Origin of the sequence: Pseudomonas sp. DE0157, assembly GCF_007678615.1 — a bacterium.
In the GTDB taxonomy this organism is placed as follows: Bacteria; Pseudomonadota; Gammaproteobacteria; order Pseudomonadales; family Pseudomonadaceae; genus Aquipseudomonas; species Aquipseudomonas parafulva_B.
On sequence record NZ_VEJN01000011.1, the window covers coordinates 124,489 to 142,561 of the forward strand.

Annotated in this window: 14 protein-coding genes and 1 pseudogene; 2 read left to right on the forward strand and 13 right to left on the reverse strand. The window is 64.3% G+C overall.

What is annotated here, in order from left to right; genetic code table 11:
- Positions 1-148: 148 nt before the first annotated feature.
- From lysS to FS777_RS15215, 13 genes are all read right to left on the reverse strand, one after another.
- Positions 149-1,651: a lysine--tRNA ligase gene (lysS, locus tag FS777_RS15155; protein ID WP_078479001.1), complete on the reverse strand. Its 1,503-nt coding sequence runs from the start codon at positions 1,649-1,651 to the stop codon at positions 149-151.
- A gap of 92 nt (positions 1,652-1,743) precedes the next feature.
- A protein-coding gene (gene prfB / locus FS777_RS15160; protein WP_100852119.1) for a peptide chain release factor 2 occupies positions 1,744-2,839 on the reverse strand; the annotation gives its coding sequence in 2 pieces (ribosomal slippage) (positions 1,744-2,766 and positions 2,768-2,839; 1,095 coding nt in all).
- 142 nt (positions 2,840-2,981) lie between these two features.
- Entirely contained in the window at positions 2,982-3,986 is a 1,005-nt protein-coding gene (locus FS777_RS15165) for a PleD family two-component system response regulator (protein WP_058639552.1), read from the reverse strand.
- Between the two features lie 51 nt (positions 3,987-4,037).
- Positions 4,038-5,051 (reverse strand): chemotaxis response regulator protein-glutamate methylesterase, encoded by a 1,014-nt coding sequence (locus tag FS777_RS15170; RefSeq protein ID WP_078479002.1) that lies wholly within the window; start codon positions 5,049-5,051, stop codon positions 4,038-4,040.
- Positions 5,048-7,351: a hybrid sensor histidine kinase/response regulator gene (locus FS777_RS15175; protein ID WP_145256238.1), complete on the reverse strand. Its 2,304-nt coding sequence runs from the start codon at positions 7,349-7,351 to the stop codon at positions 5,048-5,050. Before FS777_RS15175 ends, FS777_RS15170 begins: the two co-directional genes overlap by 4 nt.
- Positions 7,348-8,016: a chemotaxis protein CheW gene (locus FS777_RS15180; protein ID WP_078479004.1), complete on the reverse strand. Its 669-nt coding sequence runs from the start codon at positions 8,014-8,016 to the stop codon at positions 7,348-7,350. Before FS777_RS15180 ends, FS777_RS15175 begins: the two co-directional genes overlap by 4 nt.
- Entirely contained in the window at positions 8,013-9,278 is a 1,266-nt protein-coding gene (locus FS777_RS15185) for a protein-glutamate O-methyltransferase CheR (RefSeq protein WP_058639556.1), read from the reverse strand. The genes FS777_RS15180 and FS777_RS15185 overlap by 4 nt, the downstream gene beginning before the upstream one ends.
- Positions 9,275-9,781, reverse strand: a complete 507-nt coding sequence (locus tag FS777_RS15190; protein ID WP_058603759.1) for a chemotaxis protein CheW — start codon at positions 9,779-9,781, stop codon at positions 9,275-9,277. The genes FS777_RS15185 and FS777_RS15190 overlap by 4 nt, the downstream gene beginning before the upstream one ends.
- A gap of 5 nt (positions 9,782-9,786) precedes the next feature.
- Positions 9,787-11,409 carry a methyl-accepting chemotaxis protein gene (locus FS777_RS15195; RefSeq protein WP_058639557.1) on the reverse strand — a complete coding sequence of 541 codons (1,623 nt, stop codon included), beginning with the start codon at positions 11,407-11,409 and terminating at the stop codon, positions 9,787-9,789.
- A 142-nt stretch (positions 11,410-11,551) separates the two neighbouring features.
- Positions 11,552-12,235 carry a tellurite resistance TerB family protein gene (locus FS777_RS15200; protein ID WP_078479446.1) on the reverse strand — a complete coding sequence of 228 codons (684 nt, stop codon included), beginning with the start codon at positions 12,233-12,235 and terminating at the stop codon, positions 11,552-11,554.
- Between the two features lie 150 nt (positions 12,236-12,385).
- Positions 12,386-13,492, reverse strand: coding sequence for an NADH:flavin oxidoreductase/NADH oxidase (locus FS777_RS15205; protein WP_058639558.1), 1,107 nt, complete (start codon positions 13,490-13,492; stop codon positions 12,386-12,388).
- Between the two features lie 226 nt (positions 13,493-13,718).
- Positions 13,719-15,428, reverse strand: a complete 1,710-nt coding sequence (gene recJ, locus FS777_RS15210) for a single-stranded-DNA-specific exonuclease RecJ (protein WP_145256239.1) — start codon at positions 15,426-15,428, stop codon at positions 13,719-13,721.
- Between the two features lie 8 nt (positions 15,429-15,436).
- Positions 15,437-15,979 (reverse strand): YaeQ family protein, encoded by a 543-nt coding sequence (locus FS777_RS15215; protein WP_023534041.1) that lies wholly within the window; start codon positions 15,977-15,979, stop codon positions 15,437-15,439.
- Positions 15,980-16,109: 130 nt separating this feature from the next.
- Between FS777_RS15215 and FS777_RS15220 the strand changes: the two genes are divergently transcribed.
- Both FS777_RS15220 and FS777_RS15225 read left to right on the forward strand, forming a co-directional pair.
- Complete coding sequence (locus FS777_RS15220) at positions 16,110-17,309, forward strand: CaiB/BaiF CoA-transferase family protein (RefSeq protein WP_145256242.1); 1,200 nt, start codon at positions 16,110-16,112, stop codon at positions 17,307-17,309.
- A gap of 2 nt (positions 17,310-17,311) precedes the next feature.
- Positions 17,312-17,995, forward strand: a pseudogene (locus tag FS777_RS15225) (TIGR02285 family protein); the annotation flags it as partial.
- Positions 17,996-18,073: the final 78 nt, after the last annotated feature.

Below are 18,073 nucleotides of genomic sequence, written 5' to 3' on the forward strand. Positions count from 1 at the left end.
AGCATGCCCGTTCGCGTCCGATCTGGCCCCAGGCATTGGAATCGTAGATTCACTTGGCAAGGGATTGAATCGCGAGCGGGCCGGTGATGACAACATAAAGCTTCGGGCAAGAAAAAGCCGCCTGAAAAGGCGGCTTTTTCGACTTCACTCAGGCCTGCGGACGCATATGCGGGAACAGGATCACATCGCGGATCGATGGCGAGTTGGTCAGCAGCATCACCAGGCGGTCGATGCCGATGCCCTCGCCCGCCGTTGGCGGCATGCCATATTCCAGCGCGCGCACGAAGTCGGCGTCGTAGTGCATGGCCTCGTCGTCACCGGCATCCTTCTCGGCCACCTGGGCCAGGAAGCGATCGGCCTGATCTTCGGCATCGTTGAGCTCGGAGTAGGCGTTGGCAATTTCGCGCCCGCCGATGAACAGTTCGAAACGGTCGGTCACCGCAGGGTTCTCGTCGTTGCGACGGGCCAGCGGCGAAACCTCGAACGGGTACTCGGTAATGAAGTGCGGCTGCTCCAGCTTGTGCTCGACCAGCTCTTCGAAAATCATCACCTGCAGCTTGCCCAGGCCTTCATGGCCCAGCACCTTGGCCCCTGCCTTGCGGGCGATGTCGCGGGCGCGGTCGACATCCTGCAGGTCGGCAGCGGTCAGCTCGGGGTTGTACTTGAGGATCGAGTCGAACACCGACAGACGCACGAACGGCTCGCCGAAGTGGAACACCTTGTCGCCGTACGGCACATCGGTAGAGCCCAGCACCAGCTGCGCCAGCTCGCGGAACAGTTCCTCGGTGAGGTCCATGTTGTCGCGGTAGTCGGCGTAGGCCTGGTAGAACTCAAGCATGGTGAACTCAGGGTTGTGGCGCGTCGAAACCCCTTCGTTGCGGAAGTTGCGGTTGATTTCGAAGACCTTCTCGAAGCCACCGACGACCAGACGCTTGAGGTACAGCTCAGGCGCGATACGCAGGAACATGGCCATGTCCAGGGCGTTGTGGTGGGTTTCGAACGGCTTGGCCGCTGCGCCGCCCGGGATGGTCTGCAACATCGGCGTCTCGACTTCGAGGAAGTCGCGTTCGATGAGGAACTTGCGAATGTGCGAGATGACCTGCGAGCGCACGCGGAAGGTGTGGCGTGTTTCTTCGTTGACCATCAGGTCGACGTAGCGCTGGCGGTAGCGCTGCTCGGTGTCGGTCAGGCCGTGGTGCTTGTCGGGCAGCGGGCGCAGCGACTTGGTCAGCAGGCGCACCTGGGTCATCTCGACGTACAAGTCACCCTTGCCCGAGCGGGCCAGGGTGCCCTCGGCGCTGATGATGTCGCCCAGGTCCCAGGTCTTGACCGCAGCCAGGGTTTCTTCGGGCAGGGTCTTGCGGTTGACATAGACCTGGATACGGCCGGTCATGTCCTGGATGACCATGAACGAGCCACGGTTGAGCATGATACGGCCCGCTACCTTGACCGGGATCGCGGCTGCTTCCAGCTCTTCCTTGGTCTTGTCCGCGTACTGTTTCTGCAGGTCGTTGCAGTAGCTGTCGCGACGGAAGTCGTTGGGGAAGGCATTGCCCTTGGCGCGTTCTGCGGCAAGCTTTTCCTTGCGCAGGGCGATCAGGGCGTTCTCTTCCTGTTGCAGGTCTTGCGATTCGGTCTTCAGGTCGCTCATGTCGTCTTTGTTTCCATCAGGTATTCGTTGCCCTTGGCGGGCAGGGCGCGCGCTACCGGCAAGGGGCCGGTGGCGCGGCGATAGGGTGTGGCTTACAGCCCCTGCTTGAGGCTCGCTTCCAGGTACTGGTCAAGGTCACCGTCCAGCACTTTCTGGCAGTCGCTGCGTTCGACGCCGGTACGCAGGTCCTTGATGCGCGAGTCGTCCAGCACGTAGGAGCGGATCTGGTGGCCCCAGCCAATGTCCGACTTGCTGTCTTCCAGCGCCTGCGAGGCCGCATTGCGTTTCTGCATCTCCAGCTCGTACAACTTGGCCCGCAGCATTTTCATGGCGGTGTCCTTGTTGGCATGCTGGGAGCGTTCGTTCTGGCACGCCACCACGGTGTTGGTCGGCACGTGGGTGATACGCACTGCCGAGTCGGTGGTGTTGACGTGCTGGCCACCGGCGCCCGAGGAGCGGTAGGTATCGATGCGCAAGTCCGATGGGTTGATCTCGATTTCGACCTTGTCGTCGATTTCGGGCGAGACGAACACGGCCGAGAACGAGGTGTGGCGGCGGGCACCAGAGTCGAACGGGCTCTTGCGCACCAGGCGGTGCACGCCGATCTCGGTGCGCAGCCAGCCGAAGGCGTACTCGCCCTTGATGTGCACGGTGGCGCCCTTGATGCCAGCCACCTCGCCCTCGGAGAGTTCGATGATGGTAGCGTCGAAGCCCCGCTTGTCGGCCCAGCGCAGGTACATGCGCAACAGGATGTTGGCCCAGTCCTGCGCCTCGGTCCCGCCGGAGCCGGCCTGGATGTCGAGGTAGGCGTTGTTCATGTCCATCTCGCCGCTGAACATGCGACGGAACTCGAGCTGGGCCAGGTGTTCTTCCAGGCCTTGCAGTTCGGTCACGACGTCGCCGACAGCGCCTTCGTCGCCCTCTTCGACGGCCATGTCCAGCAGGTCCTTGCAGTCAGCCAACCCGTTGGACAGTTTGTCCAGGGTCTCGACGACCTGCGCCAGCATGGACCGCTCACGGCCCAGGGCCTGGGCGTACTCAGGCTTGTTCCAGACGTTGGGGTCTTCCAGCTCGCGATTGACTTCGATCAGGCGGTCATGCTTGAGATCGTAGTCAAAGATACCCCCGAATGGACTGGGAGCGGTCGGAGAGGTCCTTGATGGTGTTCAGGATCGGTTGGATTTCCATGGGCAGGCTACTCGTGCGAATTCGGTGAAAAGCCTGCGAGTATAACCGAGTCGGCCGCGTGGCGGCAGACCCGCCTGACAGTCGTCGACGACCAGACGCCGGGTGCAGCCAGCCGAGAAAGGTGCACCCCTGCCCCGGCTTGCTAGGCGACACCCACTTGGTTGCGGCCACCGTTCTTGGCCTGGTACAGCCCCTTGTCCGCCGCCGAGATCAATTGCCGGCAGTGGCTGCCGATGGGCGGAACCTGCGTGGCCAAGCCCACGCTGACGGTCAGGTGCGACCCGGCAGACGGTGCCATGTGCTCGATCGCCAGGCCCAGCACGCTCTGGCGCAGTTTCTCGGCGACCAGCCTGGCGCCACCTGGGGAGGTGTTGGGCAACACCAGGGCAAACTCCTCGCCGCCATAGCGGGCCGGAAGGTCGCTGGGCCGCGAGCACGACCCACGGATGGCCTCTGCCACGCGCCGCAGCGCTTCGTCTCCGGCCAGGTGGCCAAAGGTATCGTTGTAGGCCTTGAAATAATCGACGTCGATCATCAACAACGACAACTGTTGCTGCTCGCGCATCGCCCGTCGCCACTCAAGCTCCAGGTACTCATCGAAATGGCGTCGATTGGACAGCCCCGTCAAGCCATCGGAGTTCATCAGCCGTTGCAGCATCAGGTTCGAATCGAGCAACTGCTGCTGGCTGACACGCAGGGCGCGGTAAGCCTCGTCGCGCTGCAGCAAGGTGAGGTAGGAGCGCGAGTGATAGCGAATGCGCGCCACCAGCTCGATGGTATCGGGCAGTTTGACCAGGTAATCGTTGGCCCCGGCCGCGAACGCGGCGCGCTTGACCAGCGGGTCTTCCTTGGTCGACAGCACGATGATCGGGATGTCCTGGGTGGCCGGGTTGCTGCGGTACTCACGCACCAGCGTCAGGCCATCGAGCCCAGGCATGATCAGGTCCTGCAGAATTACCGTGGGCTTGATGCGCATGGCCTGCTGCACCGCTTGGTGCGGGTCGGCGCAAAAATGAAAATCGATGTTGTCTTCATCGGCCAGGCCCCGCCGCACGGCTTCGCCGATCATGGCCTGATCGTCTACCAGCAGCACCATCGCCGAGTTTTCATCGGCGGCGGCGAACCCTTCGATGGGGAGCTCATTCATGGCTGGTCACCTGAACACGGCCGGCCAGGCGGCATGATTCGTTACACTTCGTCATTGTGCAAAAACTTCCGTCAGACGCCCGGCTATGCCTTCAAGCGGGCGGATTTCCACTGCGGCATCGATCGCCGCAGCAGCCTTGGGCATGCCATAGACAGCACTGCTGGCCTGGTCCTGGGCAATGGTCAGAAAACCCCGTTGGCGCATCATCTTGAGCCCCTGTGCTCCGTCGCGCCCCATGCCGGTGAGCAGCACCCCCACTGCCTCGCCTGACCAGTAGCGCACCACGCTTTCGAAGAAGACGTCGATCGAAGGGCGGTAGATTTCATTGACCGGTTCGGCAGTGTAGGCCAGTTGCCCGTTCTGTAGCAGACGCAGATGGTGGTTGGTTCCGGCCAACAGCACCTGGCCAGGTTGCGGTGGCTCCCCTTCGCGTGCCAGGCGCACTGGCAGCCCGGCTGCACTGCTGAGCCATTCGGCCATGCCGGCGGCAAAGACCTGATCCACATGCTGAACCAGCACGATCGCGGCCGGAAACCCTGCTGGCACCCCTTTGAGCAGTACCTCCAGGGCCGCCGGGCCACCTGCTGATGAACCGATAGCCACCAACCCTCGTCGCTGGCTTGCTTCACGCAGCGGTGCGGCAACCGGCCTAGGCGTCGGCGGGCGCTGCTGGCCAATCAGCCAGCTGATGTTGAGAATCTTGCGCAGCAATGGCGCGGCGGCTTCACGGGCGTCGCCAGCGCCCAGCGTCGGTGTATCGACCACATCCAGTGCGCCATGCCCCATGGCTTCGAATACCCGGTGCACATTCTGCTTGCGATCGACCGTGACGATGACGATGGCGCACGGGGTATCGGCCATGATCCGGCGAGTCGCTTCCACGCCATCCATCACCGGCATGATCAAGTCCATCAGGATCAGGTCCGGCTGCTGTTCCTGGCAGCGTTGCACGGCTTCGGCACCGTTGCTGGCTACCCACACCACTTCATGGGCAGGTTCCAGCGCGACGGCGCGTCGCAAGGCCTCCACTGCCAAGGGCATGTCATTGACGATGGCGATCTTCATCCGTGAGCACCTCCGATCAGTTCGACTACAGCATCGAGCAACGCATCGTCGTGGAAACTGGCTTTAGCCAAATAGTAGTCGGCCCCGGCATCCAGGCCACGCCGTCGGTCTTCCTCCCGATCCTTGTAGGAAACCACCATGACAGGCAGCGATTGCAGGCGCTGGTCACGGCGCACCAGGGTGACCAATTCAATGCCGTCCATGCGCGGCATGTCGATGTCGGTGATCAGCAAGTCGAAATCGTCGCCGCGCAGGGCATTCCAGCCATCCATGCCATCGACCGCCACTGCGACGTCGTAGCCGCGATTGCCCAGCAGCTTGCGCTGCAGCTCGCGCACCGTCAGCGAGTCGTCGACGACCAGTACGCGTTTGCGCGCCAGACCAGAGACGCCGGCACCGCCGCGCTCGACGCGCTCGAGCGTGCCGGTGCTGAGCAGTTTGTCGACCGAGCGCAGAATGTCCTCCACATCGACGATCAGCACCACCGAACCGTCGTCCAGCAGCGCCCCTGAAGAAATGTCCTGCACTTTGCCCAGACGCGGATCGAGCGGCATCACCACCAGCACCCGCTCACCGATCAGGCGCTCGACGGCCACGCCGTACAAGCGCTCGCGCTCGCGGATGACCACGACCCGCAGGCTGTCCTGGTCGGTTTGCCCGGCCGGCCGGTGCAGCAACTGGCTGGCCGCTACGAGACCGATGTGCTGGCCGTCATGCCAGAAATGCTGCCGCCCTTCAATCTGCACGATGTCGTTGGCATCCACCGCCAGGGTGTGTTCGATATGCGCCAGGGGGAAGGCATAGGCTTCCCCGCCGACTTCCACGACCAGGCTGCGCACGACCGACAAGGTCTGCGGTACCTGCAGGTGGAAGCTGCACCCCAGCCCGGGCGTCTGGGTCAGTTCGATCGCCCCGCGCAATTCGCGAATCATGTGCTGCACGGCGTCAAGCCCTACACCCCGCCCGGACACTTCGGTCACCGTGTCCCGCAGGCTGAAGCCTGGCAGGAAGAGGAACGTGAGCAATTCATCGTCACTCATGCGCGCGACGGTTTCGGCTGGAGACAGGGCACGCTCGACAATGCTGGCACGCAGGCGATCCAGGTCCACACCGGCACCGTCGTCCATCAGCTCAAGGCTCAGCATCCCGGCATGGTGCGAGACGCGCAGGCGGATCAGCCCCTCTTCGGGCTTGCCCGCCAACAGCCGCCTGTCTGGCAGTTCGATGCCATGATCGACCGCGTTACGCAGCAAGTGGGTCAGCGGAGCCTCGAGCTTTTCCAGCACGTCACGATCGACCTGGGTTTTCTCGCCTTCGATGACCAGGCGCACCGGTTTGCCCAGGGCGCGCCCCAGGTCGCGCACCATGCGGCTCTGCCCGGCCAGCACATCGGCAAACGGGCGCATGCGGCAGGCCAGGGCGGTGTCGTAGAGCAGTTGCGCGCGCTGGCTGGCCTGCCAGCCGAATTCGTCCAGATCGGCCGCTTGCTGACGCAGGATCTGCTGGGTCTCGGCCAACAAGCGTTGAGTCTGGGCCAAGGCTTCGAGTACCTCGTTCCCCTGGCCGCTGTCTTCGAGTTGCAGGCGCAAGCCATCGAGCGCCTGCATGCCCTGGCCATGCATGCGCTTGAGGCGCTGCAAGGTGGCCAGGTAGGGCTTGAGACGCTGGGTTTCAACCAGGGACTTGCTGGACAGGTCGAGCAGGCTGTTGAGCCTGTCGGCGGTCACTCGCAGTACCCGCTCGCCCCCTTCGACCGTGCGCTTGCCGGCCTTGCGACGTGGCGCAGGCTCGGCATCGGCGGGCGGCTCAGACGCCGGTGCAGGCGGCGCGGTCGGTGTCTGGCTCGCAACCGGCGGTGGCGCCATCGGTGGACGGGCCTGCGCGGGGGCGGCAGGTGCAGCGCCCTGCCTCCCGGGCTCCAATACGGCGGCCATCAGCACCAGGAAGCCAGGCACATCGTCCTGGGCGGCTGTGTCGCTGGGCGTTGCAATGCGCATCAACAGGTCGGTGCCCTGCAGCAGCGCGTCGATGTGCTCAGCGCTCAGGCGCAGGCGGCCTTCCTGGGCCGCCACCAGGCAGTCCTCCATCACGTGCGCAACGCTGACACCGGCATCCACGCCAACGATGCGTGCAGCCCCTTTAAGGGAATGGGCTGCGCGCATGCAGGCTTCCAGCTGGTCGGCCTGGGTAGGGTTGCGCTCCAGGGCCAGAAGCCCGGCGCTGAGTACCTGCGTCTGGGCCTCGGCTTCAAGGCTGAACAGTTCGAGCAACGAGGCGTCGCGCATTTGCTCAGGGGTCATGGCAGGCTCCGCTGTACGGCAGACAACAGCTGTTGCTCATCCAGCACACGCACGCTGCGCCCGCGCCATTGCAGCACCGCTGCCGTGAAGCGCATGGCGTCGTGAGCAAGGTCCGTGGGCCGATCAAGCCGGTGGATACCATCGATTTCCTCGACGGCCATGACCACCGGGCCACCCTCGGCTGCCAGGATCAGCATGCGTGGCAAGCCCCGATTGTTGCGCTGTTCAGTCGCACCGCCAGGGGTACCCAGCAGCTCCTGCAACGACAGGCACGGCACCAGGGCACCCCGCACATTGGCAACGCCCAACAGCACGCGCGAGCGCTGATGGGGTAGCGAATGCACGGCCTGCAAGGGCGCGATTTCGGTCAGGCATGCCGTAGGCAACGCCAGCCACTCCTCCCCCAGGCGGAACAACAGCATCGAGCGCCCTGTACAGGCCTGCTCGACCGCTTCCAGGTCCGGCTGTGCGTCGGTGTCCTGCACCAGTGCGTAGCGGTCCAGCAGACGCGTGGCCGCGGCGGCGTACACCTCGCAGTTGCGACAATGGACATGACGCTCAAGCAGCGGGCATTGCTTGTTGCCATGCACGCCGATGCGATTCCAGCAGTCATCGATGCGCACATCGGTTTCGGCGAGCAGGTCGGTCACAGCCTCATCGTTCATCGGTCGGCCTCCCGACCCGCACGCATGGCACGGCTTTGCAGACGCTGGGCCCCGGCCTGGTCACCCTGGGCCTGCAAGAGCGCGGCCAGGTGAACGAGCGCTTCGGGGTGCTGCGGCTCAAGGTACAGCGCCTTGCGGTAGTGAACCTGCGCTTGTTGTAAATCACCTTCGGTGTCGCTGAGCAGACCCAACCAATAGTACACCTGGGCCGACGGGGGGTACTGGCGCAGGTAACGCTGGCAGGCATCACGCGCCTGCTGGCTGTTGCCGGCATTGGCATGCTCGGCAATGCTTGCCAGCAATTCGCGGGCACCGAGCCCGGTAGCTTCGACGGCCTGCCGGTCAGGCACAGGCCCAAGAGACCCGCGCATGCGTGGCAGGGGGACATTGGTCGGCCGGTAGCCGGTCAACGGCTTGATGGGTTCGCGTTGAATCGGCACGGCCGGCGCCGGTCGTTGCTGAGCCATATCGTCTTGGCGCACATAGGCAAAAGACTGGGCAATGCCCACCGGACGCATACCAAGGCGAGCCAGCAGGCTGCCTTCGGCGGGCCCGATGAACAGCACGCCTTGGGGGTGAAGCAGGCGCTTGAGGGTTTCGAACACCCGTTGCTGGGTGGGTACATCGAAATAAATCAGCAGGTTGCGGCAGAACACGAAGTCGTAGAGGCCCTCCCGGCTGGCCAATGCCGGATCAAGGACATTGCCGACGTGCAGGGTCACTTGCTGGCGCACACGGTCATGCACACGATGGCCCTCGTCGATGGCATCGAAGTACCGTTCGCGAAAACCCAGGTCGTCGCCACGAAACGCGTTGCGCCCGTAAAGACCCTGGCTGGCCTTGGCCACCGAGGCAGGGCTGATGTCCATACCGTCGATCAGGAAGGATGCCGGGGCGATGCCGGCATCGAGCAGCGCCATCGCCAGCGAATAGGGCTCTTCCCCTGTCGAACAAGGCAGGCTGAGCAAGCGCAGAGGGCGAGCGGCGGCCAATTCGGCCAGGCGTTTGTGCGCAAGGCTTGCCAGGGCAGTGAAGGACTCGCGGTAGCGGAAGAACCATGTCTCCGGCACGATGACCGCTTCGATCAGCGCCTGTTGCTCGGCCGGCGATTGCTGCAGGCGCAGCCAGTAGTCGTCCAGACCGCTGGCACCCAGCGCCGCGCTGCGCTGACGCAGGGCACGCTCGACCATCGATGCGCCCACCGACTCGACGTCCAAACCTATGCGCTCACGCAGAAAATGAAAGAAATGCCGCTCGTTCATGCGCAGGTCCCGCCCTGTGCGTCAGGGTACAGCACACGGTGCACGGCCTCGGGCAGCACCTGGTCGACCTCGATGCGCTGCACCAGCCCCTGGGCATCCTGGCGGACCGGCCCCAGGTAAGGTGCGGGGTCATTGTCCACGCCATAGGGTTTGAATTCATCAGCACGGCAGCGCAGGGTTTCGGTGGCGTGCTCCAGAATCAGGCCCAGTTGCAGTGCGCTGCGATAGCGCACCAGCACCAGGCGGGTACTGGTACGTTGCAGCGCCGGCCGCCCTATGCACAAGGCAGCCAAGTCCACCACCGGCACCAACTGGCCACGGTGGGCAAGAATGCCCGCCACCCAATGCGGCGCTTGCAGCACTGGCTTGAGAGGCTGACGGGGCAGCACCTTGATTACCTCCTGCACGGACAGGGCAAAACGCTGGTCACCCAGGTGAAACTGCAGGTACAGCGCGCCGTTGTCGTGGCCTGCCGGCACGGCGCGCGGTTGCATGTCGATCATCGTCTTCAGACTTTGAAGCGCGACACGCCGCCGCGCAGGCCGGCGGCGACCTGGCTCAGCTCGTCGATGGCAAAACTGGCCTGGCGCAGCGACTCCACAGTCTGGGTACTGGCGTCGCTCAATTGCGCCAGCGCCTGGTTGATCTGCTCGGCACCGGTGGCCTGGGCCTGCATGCCCTCGTTGACCATCAGTACCCGCGGCGCCAGTGCCTGGACCTGATGGATGATCTGGCTCAGTTGCTCACCGACCTGCTGAACCTCGAACATGCCGCGGCGCACCTCTTCGGAAAACTTGTCCATGCCCATGACCCCGGCCGACACGGCCGACTGGATCTCACGCACCATCTGCTCGATGTCATAGGTCGCCACCGCCGTCTGGTCGGCCAGGCGGCGCACTTCGGTGGCCACTACGGCGAAACCGCGGCCATATTCCCCGGCCTTCTCGGCTTCGATCGCCGCGTTGAGCGACAGCAGGTTGGTCTGGTCGGCCACCTTGACGATGGTGACGACCATCTGGGTAATGTTGCTGGCCTTCTCGTTGAGAATGCCCAGCTTGGCGTTGACCAGGTCGGCCGCACCCATGACCTGGTGCATGGTTTCTTCCATGCGCGCCAGCCCCTGCTGGCCGGAGCCGGCCAGGCTCGACGCCTGATCGGCGGCCGAGGTGACTTCGGTCATGGTGCGCACCAGGTCGCGGGACGTGGCGGCGATTTCACGCGACGTGGCACCGATTTCGGTCGTGGTCGCAGCCGTCTCGGTGGCGGTAGCCTGCTGCTGCTTGGAGGTGGCCGCGATTTCTGTCACCGAGGTGGTGACCTGCACCGACGAGCGCTGCGCCTGTGCCACAAGATTGGCCAGGGCCTCGGCCATTTCATTGAAACCGCCCTGAACCGCACCGAACTCGTCCTGGCGGTCCAGGTTCAGGCGCATGCTCAGGTCACCCGAGCGAAGCCTGTCCAGCGCAGTCACGATGAGGCTCATGGGCGAGGTAATGGCGCGCAGCAGTAGCAGGCCACAGATACCGGCAGCCACGATGGCCAGCAACAGCGACACGACCATGCTGCCCTTGGCCGTGTTCACCGCGCTGACGATTTCCCGGGTGGCGGCGTCGGCGGCCAAGCGATTCTGTTCGATCACCTCGTTCAGGTGCTTGCGCCCTTCGACCCAGGTGGGGGTCAGCACTTGGGCGATCAAGCGCTGGGCTTCGGCATAATTGCGTTCTCGATACGCATCGAGCACCTGATTGACGTTCTGCATGTAGGCTTGTTCGAGCTTCACGAAGGCGTCGAAGCGGGCCTGGTCCTCGCCATCGCGAATGGTGGTCTGGTAACTGGCCATGTGTTGCTTGAGCCGGTCTTCGAAACTCTTGAAGAGTTCGATGTCGGCTGAGCTGATCTCGCGCCGGTCAGAAAGCCCGACCAACTGCTGGCTGGTGACGTAACTGTCCACCCATGCGCTGCGGATCATCGAGCTGTAGTAGACCCCCGGAATGCTGTCGGCCCCAACTTCCTGCTCGGCAGATTCGATGGTCACCAGGCGTGAATAGGCCGCCACGATCATCAGCAGCATGATGGCGATGATCACGGCGAAACTTGCCAGGATCCGTTGGCGCAACGTCCAGTTCTTCACATTCAGCCCTCAGGGATTCACTACGAGCAGGAAAAATTGCCGAAGTATAGCCCAGGCGTCCTACAGAATTGCGCGTCAAATTCTGACAGAACGCCCCGCCACCGCAGTGATCCTCCCGATTGGGCCAAGCTGCACGCGCGGCTTATCCCTGCCGCGCCTGCTTTTCCAGCTCCTCGCGCAACCCGTGGGCCAACCCCAGCTGGCGCGCCAGTTCGTCCAGGTAAGCACGCTCCATGTAGTTTTCCTGGTCGACCATCATCACGCTGGCCAGGTACATCTCGGCAGCGATTTCCGGCGTCTGGGCGGCCCGGGCCACCTCGGCCGGGTCCAGCGGCTTGTCGAGCTCCGCATGCAGCCACTGCTGCACTTCACGGTCACCGTCCAGGCGGGTGAACTCACCCTCGATCAGCGCACGCTCGCGCTCATCCACATGACCGTCCGCCTTGGCCGCAGCGACCAGTGCGCGCAGCACCGCCTGGCTGTGCTGCTCCACCTGGGCCGCAGGTACGCGGTCCACCGTCTGCGGCTCTGGTGTAGGGGCCTGTTGGTTGGCCTGCTGCGCCTGCCAGTTGCCATAGGCCTTGTAGGCAAGCACGCCAAGCGCGGCAAGGCCCCCGTAGGTGAGCGCCTTGCCGCCAAACTTGCGGGCTTTCTTGCTGCCGAGCAATACACCCAGCGCACCGCCGCCAAGCAGGCCGCCACCTGCGCCTGACAGCAACCCGCCGAGCCCGCCGGCGCCTGTACCCGTCTTGGCCCCGCCCGCCTGCTTCTCTAGCAGCTGCTGGCCGGATTTGAGCAATTGATCAAGCAAACCCCGGGTATTCATCATGCGCATCTCCACATCAGGGAAGTCAGCAGCCAGAGTAAGACTTGCCCCACATCACGCCACAGAGGATTTGCTTCCAGATGTTGCATCGTCGCAGGCCGGCGGCGGCTTGCCGGTGCCTAGAAGCCCGCCGCCGGCATCAGGGGCCGCTTAGTCGCGCAGGTCCGATTCGTGAATGGGGCTCGACCGGCTGGTGGCCCGCTGATATTGCGCCGGCCAGGTGGCCTGGTGGCCGCCCAGGTCGTCGTCTGCATGCAGCGGCCAGTACGGGTCGCGCAGCAGCTCCCGGGCCAGGAAAATCAGGTCGGCCTGGCCTGTGCGCAGAATATGCTCGGCCTGGGCCGGCTCGGTGATCATGCCCACGGTGCCCGTGGCCATTTCCGACTCCTTGCGCACGCGCTCGGCAAAGCGGGTCTGGTAGCCAGGGCCGGTCGGGATCTCGGCATTGCTGGACGTGCCGCCCGAAGACACATCGATCAGGTCCACGCCAAGCATACGCAGGCGTCGGGCCAGCTCGACGGTTTCGTCCGGGTTCCAACCATCTTCGACCCAGTCGGTGGCCGACACCCGCACGAACAATGGCAACTCGGCCGGCCAGACCGCACGAACCGCTTCGACCACCTGCAAGGTCAGGCGGATACGGTTCTCGAAACAGCTGCCGTATTCATCCTGACGCTGATTGCTAAGCGGCGACAGGAACTGGTGCAGCAGGTAACCGTGGGCCGCGTGCACTTCGACCACTTTGAAACCCGCCTCCAGCGCGCGCTTGGCCGAGGCGACAAAGGCCTGCACTACTTCCTGGATCTGCGCATGGGTCAGCTCACTGGGCACGGTGTGCTCAGGATCGAACGCGATCTTCGACGGCCCCACCGGCTGCCAGCCGCCCTCCTCCAACGTGACGCTGCCATGCTTGCCCAGCCACGGGCGGTAGGTACTGGCCTTGCGCCCGGCATGGGCGAGCTGGATACCCGGGATTGACCCTTGGGCGGTGATGAAACGGGTGATGCGCTGCAAGGGGGCGATCTGCGCGTCGTCCCACAGGCCAAGGTCTTCAGCGGTGATACGACCGTCGGCCGTGACTGCCACGGCCTCGGTGACGACCAGGCCCGCCCCGCCGACGGCACGGCTGCCCAGATGCACGAGGTGCCAGTCGTTGGCCAGGCCATCGACCGAGGAATACTGGCACATCGGTGATACGGCGATGCGGTTCGGCAGGGTCAGCTGACGCAGGGTGTAAGGCTCGAGCAGCATGCTCATGAGGGCACCTCCCAATGGCTGCAAAGTGATCCGGCCCGGGCAGTCAACCACGCATCCCTGGCCCGGTACCGGTCTGTGTTCAGACTAGACCAGATTAGGTAGGGGGAAGGTTCCATGGGGTTTGGCCGCGATGCCCTGGGCGTTGCGTAAAAAGCCTTGATACGCGGTGAGGCTGCGTTGAATACAGCCTGACCTCTTTTCGAATTTTTTTCACACAGCTCCTGGCTCAGCGCGGCTCCATGTGGGCGATCATCAGTTGCACGCTTTCATTGCCGCGAAACTCGTTCACATCCAGCTTGTAGGCCAGCTCCACCCAGCGCACGGTCGGGTTGGGCCAAACCTCGCGGTCGATACCGAAGGCGATGCCGTCCAGGCGCACCGTGCCGCACTCACTCTTGAGCACGACTTTCAAATGACGCTCACCCACCACGCGTTGTTCGACCAGCTGGAACACGCCGTGGAACAGCGGCTCCGGAAAATGCTGCCCCCAAGGCCCGGCTTGGCGCAGCGCCTTGGCCAGGTCCAGGTGGAATTCTTCCACCGCCAGGCTACCATCGGACAGCAGCCGCCCGGTGAGGTCGTCCTCGCACAGCTGGCGGCGCACCTCCTGGTCGAAAGCCTCGGCGAACGCGGGGTAGTTGGCTTCGGGCAAGGACAGCCCTGCCGCCATGGCATGGCCACCGAACTTGCTGATTAGCTGTGGATGGCGCGCGGCCACCGCATCGAGCGCATCGCGGATGTGAAACCCCGGCACCGAGCGCGCAGAGCCCTTGAGCATGCCGTCGCCGGCATCGGCGAAGGCGATGGTCGGGCGGTGATAGCGTTCCTTGAGGCGAGAGGCGAGGATGCCAATGACGCCCTGGTGCCACTCTGCATCGAACAGGCACAGCCCATAGGGCATCGACTCGACCGGCAAGTCCCGCAACTGGGCCAGCGCCTCGCGCTGCATGCCCTGCTCGATAGACTTGCGGTCCTGGTTCAGGCCGTCCAATTGCTGGGCCATGTCCAACGCCAGGGCAGGATCCTCGCAGAGCAGGCACTCGATACCCAGGCTCATGTCGTCCAGGCGCCCTGCGGCGTTCAACCGCGGGCCCAGAATGAAACCCAGGTCGGTGGAGGTGATGCGCCGGTGGTCGCGCTTGGCCACCTCCACAATCGCCTTGAGGCCAGGCCGGGCGCGTCCGGCACGAATGCGCTCCAGACCCTGATGCACCAGGATGCGATTGTTGGCGTCCAGCGGCACCACGTCGGCAACACTGCCCAGGGCAACCAGGTCCAGCAGTTCGCCAATGTTCGGCTGCGGCTGGGTGTCGTAGCGGCCCAGGCTGCGCAAGCGCGCGCGCAGGGCCATGAGGACGTAGAAAATCACCCCGACCCCTGCCAGCGACTTGCTCGGAAACGGGCAGCCTGGCTGGTTGGGGTTGATGATGGCATCGGCGTCCGGCAGCGCCTCGCCGGGCAGGTGGTGGTCGGTCACCAGCACCTTGAGGCCAGCCGCCTTCGCCGCCGCGACGCCGTCGACGCTGGAGATCCCGTTGTCTACCGTGACCAGCAGCTGTGGTTGGCGCTGCAATGCCACTTCGACGATTTCCGGCGTGAGGCCGTATCCGTACTCGAAGCGGTTGGGCACCAGGTAGTCCACGTGGGCCGCACCGAGCAGGCGCAAACCCAGCACGCCGACGGTACTGGCCGTGGCGCCATCGGCATCGAAGTCACCGACGATCAGAATGCGCTGGCCTTGGTCGATGGCCTGCAGCAGCAGGTCGACGCCCGCGTCGATGCCTTTGAGCTGCTGGTAGGGCAGCAGGCGCGCCAGGCTTTTGTCCAGTTCGGCCTCGCTTTGCACGCCACGGGCGGCGTACAGGCGCGTCAGCAAGGGTGGCAGGTTGCCAAGAAACGGCAGGGTCGGGGGCAGCGGGCGGGGTTCGATACGCATGGGAAGGTTCAGCCGCGCTCCCCCAGCAGCCACTGCAATTGCACTTCGTGCTGGCCACGGTCATCGGTCACGAACACCGTGCCTTCGCTGATCATCACATCCCATTTGATGCTGCGGGGCATGTCGGTGGCCAGGGTTTCGAGCACCTCCTGGGGCACGGCCGCGATGCTGAGGTTCTTGAGGTTCTTCACCGCGCTCACTACCTTGCCTTCCCACACCCGCAGGCTACCGTAGGCCAGCAGGCTGGTGCGTTCGGTACGGCGCGAGCACCAGGTCAGGCGATCGGCATCTGGCTGGCCTACTTCGATCCAATGCAGCACACGGTCGTCCAGGCTTTTTTCCCACAGCGCCGGCTCATCGACGTCCGACAGGCCCCGACCGAATGTCAGGTTTTCGTTGTACCACAGCGCATAGGCCAACAGACGAACCGCCATACGCTCCTCGGTTTCCGAAGGGTGCCGCGCGATGGTCTGCTTGACGTTCTCGTACACATTGCGGTCGAGGTCGGTCAGGTTCAGTTCGAATTTGTAGGTGGTGGACGGCTGGGCCATGGTCGGGGTGCTTCTTGCCTGAAGAAAAGTCGCACAGTCTAACCGATCCAGTCCCCGGTTGCGCCGCGGCAGTATCTGCCGCATCGCAGCTGTGATAAAAACACCGCTCTTCAGCTGCCACGGATGCCCCATGTCGACGTCAAGCAAACCCCTCGCCGGCCTTAAAGTGGTCGAGCTCGGCACCTTGATCGCCGGGCCATTCGCGGCGCGCATCTGCGCCGAATTCGGCGCCGAGGTGGTCAAGGTGGAATCGCCCGACGGCGGCGACCCGTTGCGCAAGTGGCGCAAACTTTACGAGGGCACCTCGCTGTGGTGGTTCGTGCAGGCGCGCAACAAGCGCTCGCTTACCCTCAATCTCAAGCACCCCGACGGGCGCGAGGTCCTGCGCAAGCTGCTTGCCGAGGCGGATATCCTGATCGAAAACTTCCGTCCGGGCGTGCTTGAAAAGCTTGGCTTTGGCTGGGACGTGCTGCATGCGCTCAACCCGCGGCTGGTCATGCTGCGTCTATCAGGCTTCGGTCAGACCGGGCCGATGAAGGAGCAGCCGGGCTTCGGCGCAGTGGGCGAGTCCATGGGTGGTTTGCGCTACATCACGGGGTTCGAGGATCGCCCCCCCGTGCGCACCGGTATTTCCATCGGCGACTCCATTGCAGCGTTGTGGGCGGTGATCGGCGCACTGATGGCCCTGCGTCATCGCGAGGTCAACGGGGGGCTTGGCCAGGTGGTCGACGTGGCGCTGTACGAGGCCATCTTCGCCATGATGGAGAGCATGGTGCCGGAGTTCGACGTCTTCGGTTTCATCCGCGAGCGCACGGGCAATATCATGCCGGGCATCACGCCCTCCTCCATCCATACCAGCGCGGACGGCAAGCATGTGCAGATCGGCGCCAATGGCGATGCGATCTTCAAGCGTCTGATGGTGGCTCTCGGCCGTAGCGACCTGGCCGAGGACCCGAGCCTGGCCACCAATGACGGGCGAGACCTGCGCCGCGATGAGCTGTACGGGGTCATCGATCGCTGGGCCAACGGATTGCCGCTGGAACAGCTGATGCAGGCCCTGACCGCAGCCCAGGTGCCGGCCAGCCGCATCTACTCGGCTGAAGACATGTTCAGCGACCCTCAGTACCTGGCGCGCGAGATGTTCCTGCAGGCGCGCCTGCCCGATGGCAAGGCGTTCCGCATGCCGGGCATCGTCCCCAAGCTGTCCGGCACCCCGGGCTCTGCCGACTGGGTCGGGCCGGCACTGGGCGAACACACCGACGAGCTGCTGGGCCAGCTGGGCTATGATGCGGCCGCCATCGCTGCCCTGCGCCAGGCGGGCGCTGTCTGAGCCTGTCGCTATCCCATTGCCTGCGCCCCGCCAGGTTGGCATGGACGGGCGCCGTACTGGCTGCACTGCTCAGCGTGCCCTCAAGCGCTCAGGAGCGGCTGCTGTGGCTGGTGCGTGATCTGCCACCGTTCAGCGTATCCGACGGCCCGGAAAAAGGTCATGGGGTGATCGACCAGCTGTTACCGCAGCTGATCCAGCAGATGCCCGAATATGCGCACAGCATCGTGCGGGTCAATCGTGCGCGTGGCTTGCAGATGCTGCAGGACAGCAGCAGCCTGACCTGTGACCCGATGCTGCTATGGACCGCCGAGCGCGCCCGCTATGTACGCTTTTCCATCCCGTTGCTGGGCGTGCAAACCAGCGGCCTGGTCGTGCACAAGCAGAACCACGCCTTGGTGGCGCCCCACCTCGACGGTGATGAGGTCGATCTTCAAGGCCTGCTGAGCGACCCATCGCTACGCCTCGGTGTAGTGGCAGAGCGCAGTTATGGGGCTGTGATCGACGCTACGCTGAGCAACCTGCCAGATGCCGCCGTCAGCCGGCACTACGGCACCCAGGCCACCGCCAACCTGCTGCAGATGCAGCGCTTGGGCCGACTGCGCCTGGTGCTCGGCTACTGGCCGGAAGTTCGCTATCTGATCCAGCAACAAGGCGGATCGCCGGCTGACTACCAATTTCACCCGGTTCTGAACTGACCCCCAAAAGTTGGACAGTGAGCGCTATGGGGCCAGCGCGTGGGTCCGAAATTGTATCGGACTCAGGCC

What these genes read in the sequence shown, in the direction of transcription:
- lysS (WP_078479001.1), bottom strand. Translation starts at nt 1,651, where the DNA reads ATGAGCGACCTGAAGACCGAATCGCAAGACCTGCAACAGGAAGAGAAC.
- FS777_RS15165 (WP_058639552.1), bottom strand. Translation starts at nt 3,986, where the DNA reads ATGAATGAGCTCCCCATCGAAGGGTTCGCCGCCGCCGATGAAAACTCG.
- FS777_RS15170 (WP_078479002.1), bottom strand. Translation starts at nt 5,051, where the DNA reads ATGAAGATCGCCATCGTCAATGACATGCCCTTGGCAGTGGAGGCCTTG.
- FS777_RS15175 (WP_145256238.1), bottom strand. Translation starts at nt 7,351, where the DNA reads ATGACCCCTGAGCAAATGCGCGACGCCTCGTTGCTCGAACTGTTCAGC.
- FS777_RS15180 (WP_078479004.1), bottom strand. Translation starts at nt 8,016, where the DNA reads ATGAACGATGAGGCTGTGACCGACCTGCTCGCCGAAACCGATGTGCGC.
- FS777_RS15185 (WP_058639556.1), bottom strand. Translation starts at nt 9,278, where the DNA reads ATGAACGAGCGGCATTTCTTTCATTTTCTGCGTGAGCGCATAGGTTTG.
- FS777_RS15190 (WP_058603759.1), bottom strand. Translation starts at nt 9,781, where the DNA reads ATGATCGACATGCAACCGCGCGCCGTGCCGGCAGGCCACGACAACGGC.
- FS777_RS15200 (WP_078479446.1), bottom strand. Translation starts at nt 12,235, where the DNA reads ATGAATACCCGGGGTTTGCTTGATCAATTGCTCAAATCCGGCCAGCAG.
- FS777_RS15205 (WP_058639558.1), bottom strand. Translation starts at nt 13,492, where the DNA reads ATGAGCATGCTGCTCGAGCCTTACACCCTGCGTCAGCTGACCCTGCCG.
- recJ (WP_145256239.1), bottom strand. Translation starts at nt 15,428, where the DNA reads ATGCGTATCGAACCCCGCCCGCTGCCCCCGACCCTGCCGTTTCTTGGC.
- FS777_RS15215 (WP_023534041.1), bottom strand. Translation starts at nt 15,979, where the DNA reads ATGGCCCAGCCGTCCACCACCTACAAATTCGAACTGAACCTGACCGAC.
- FS777_RS15220 (WP_145256242.1), top strand. Translation starts at nt 16,110, where the DNA reads ATGTCGACGTCAAGCAAACCCCTCGCCGGCCTTAAAGTGGTCGAGCTC.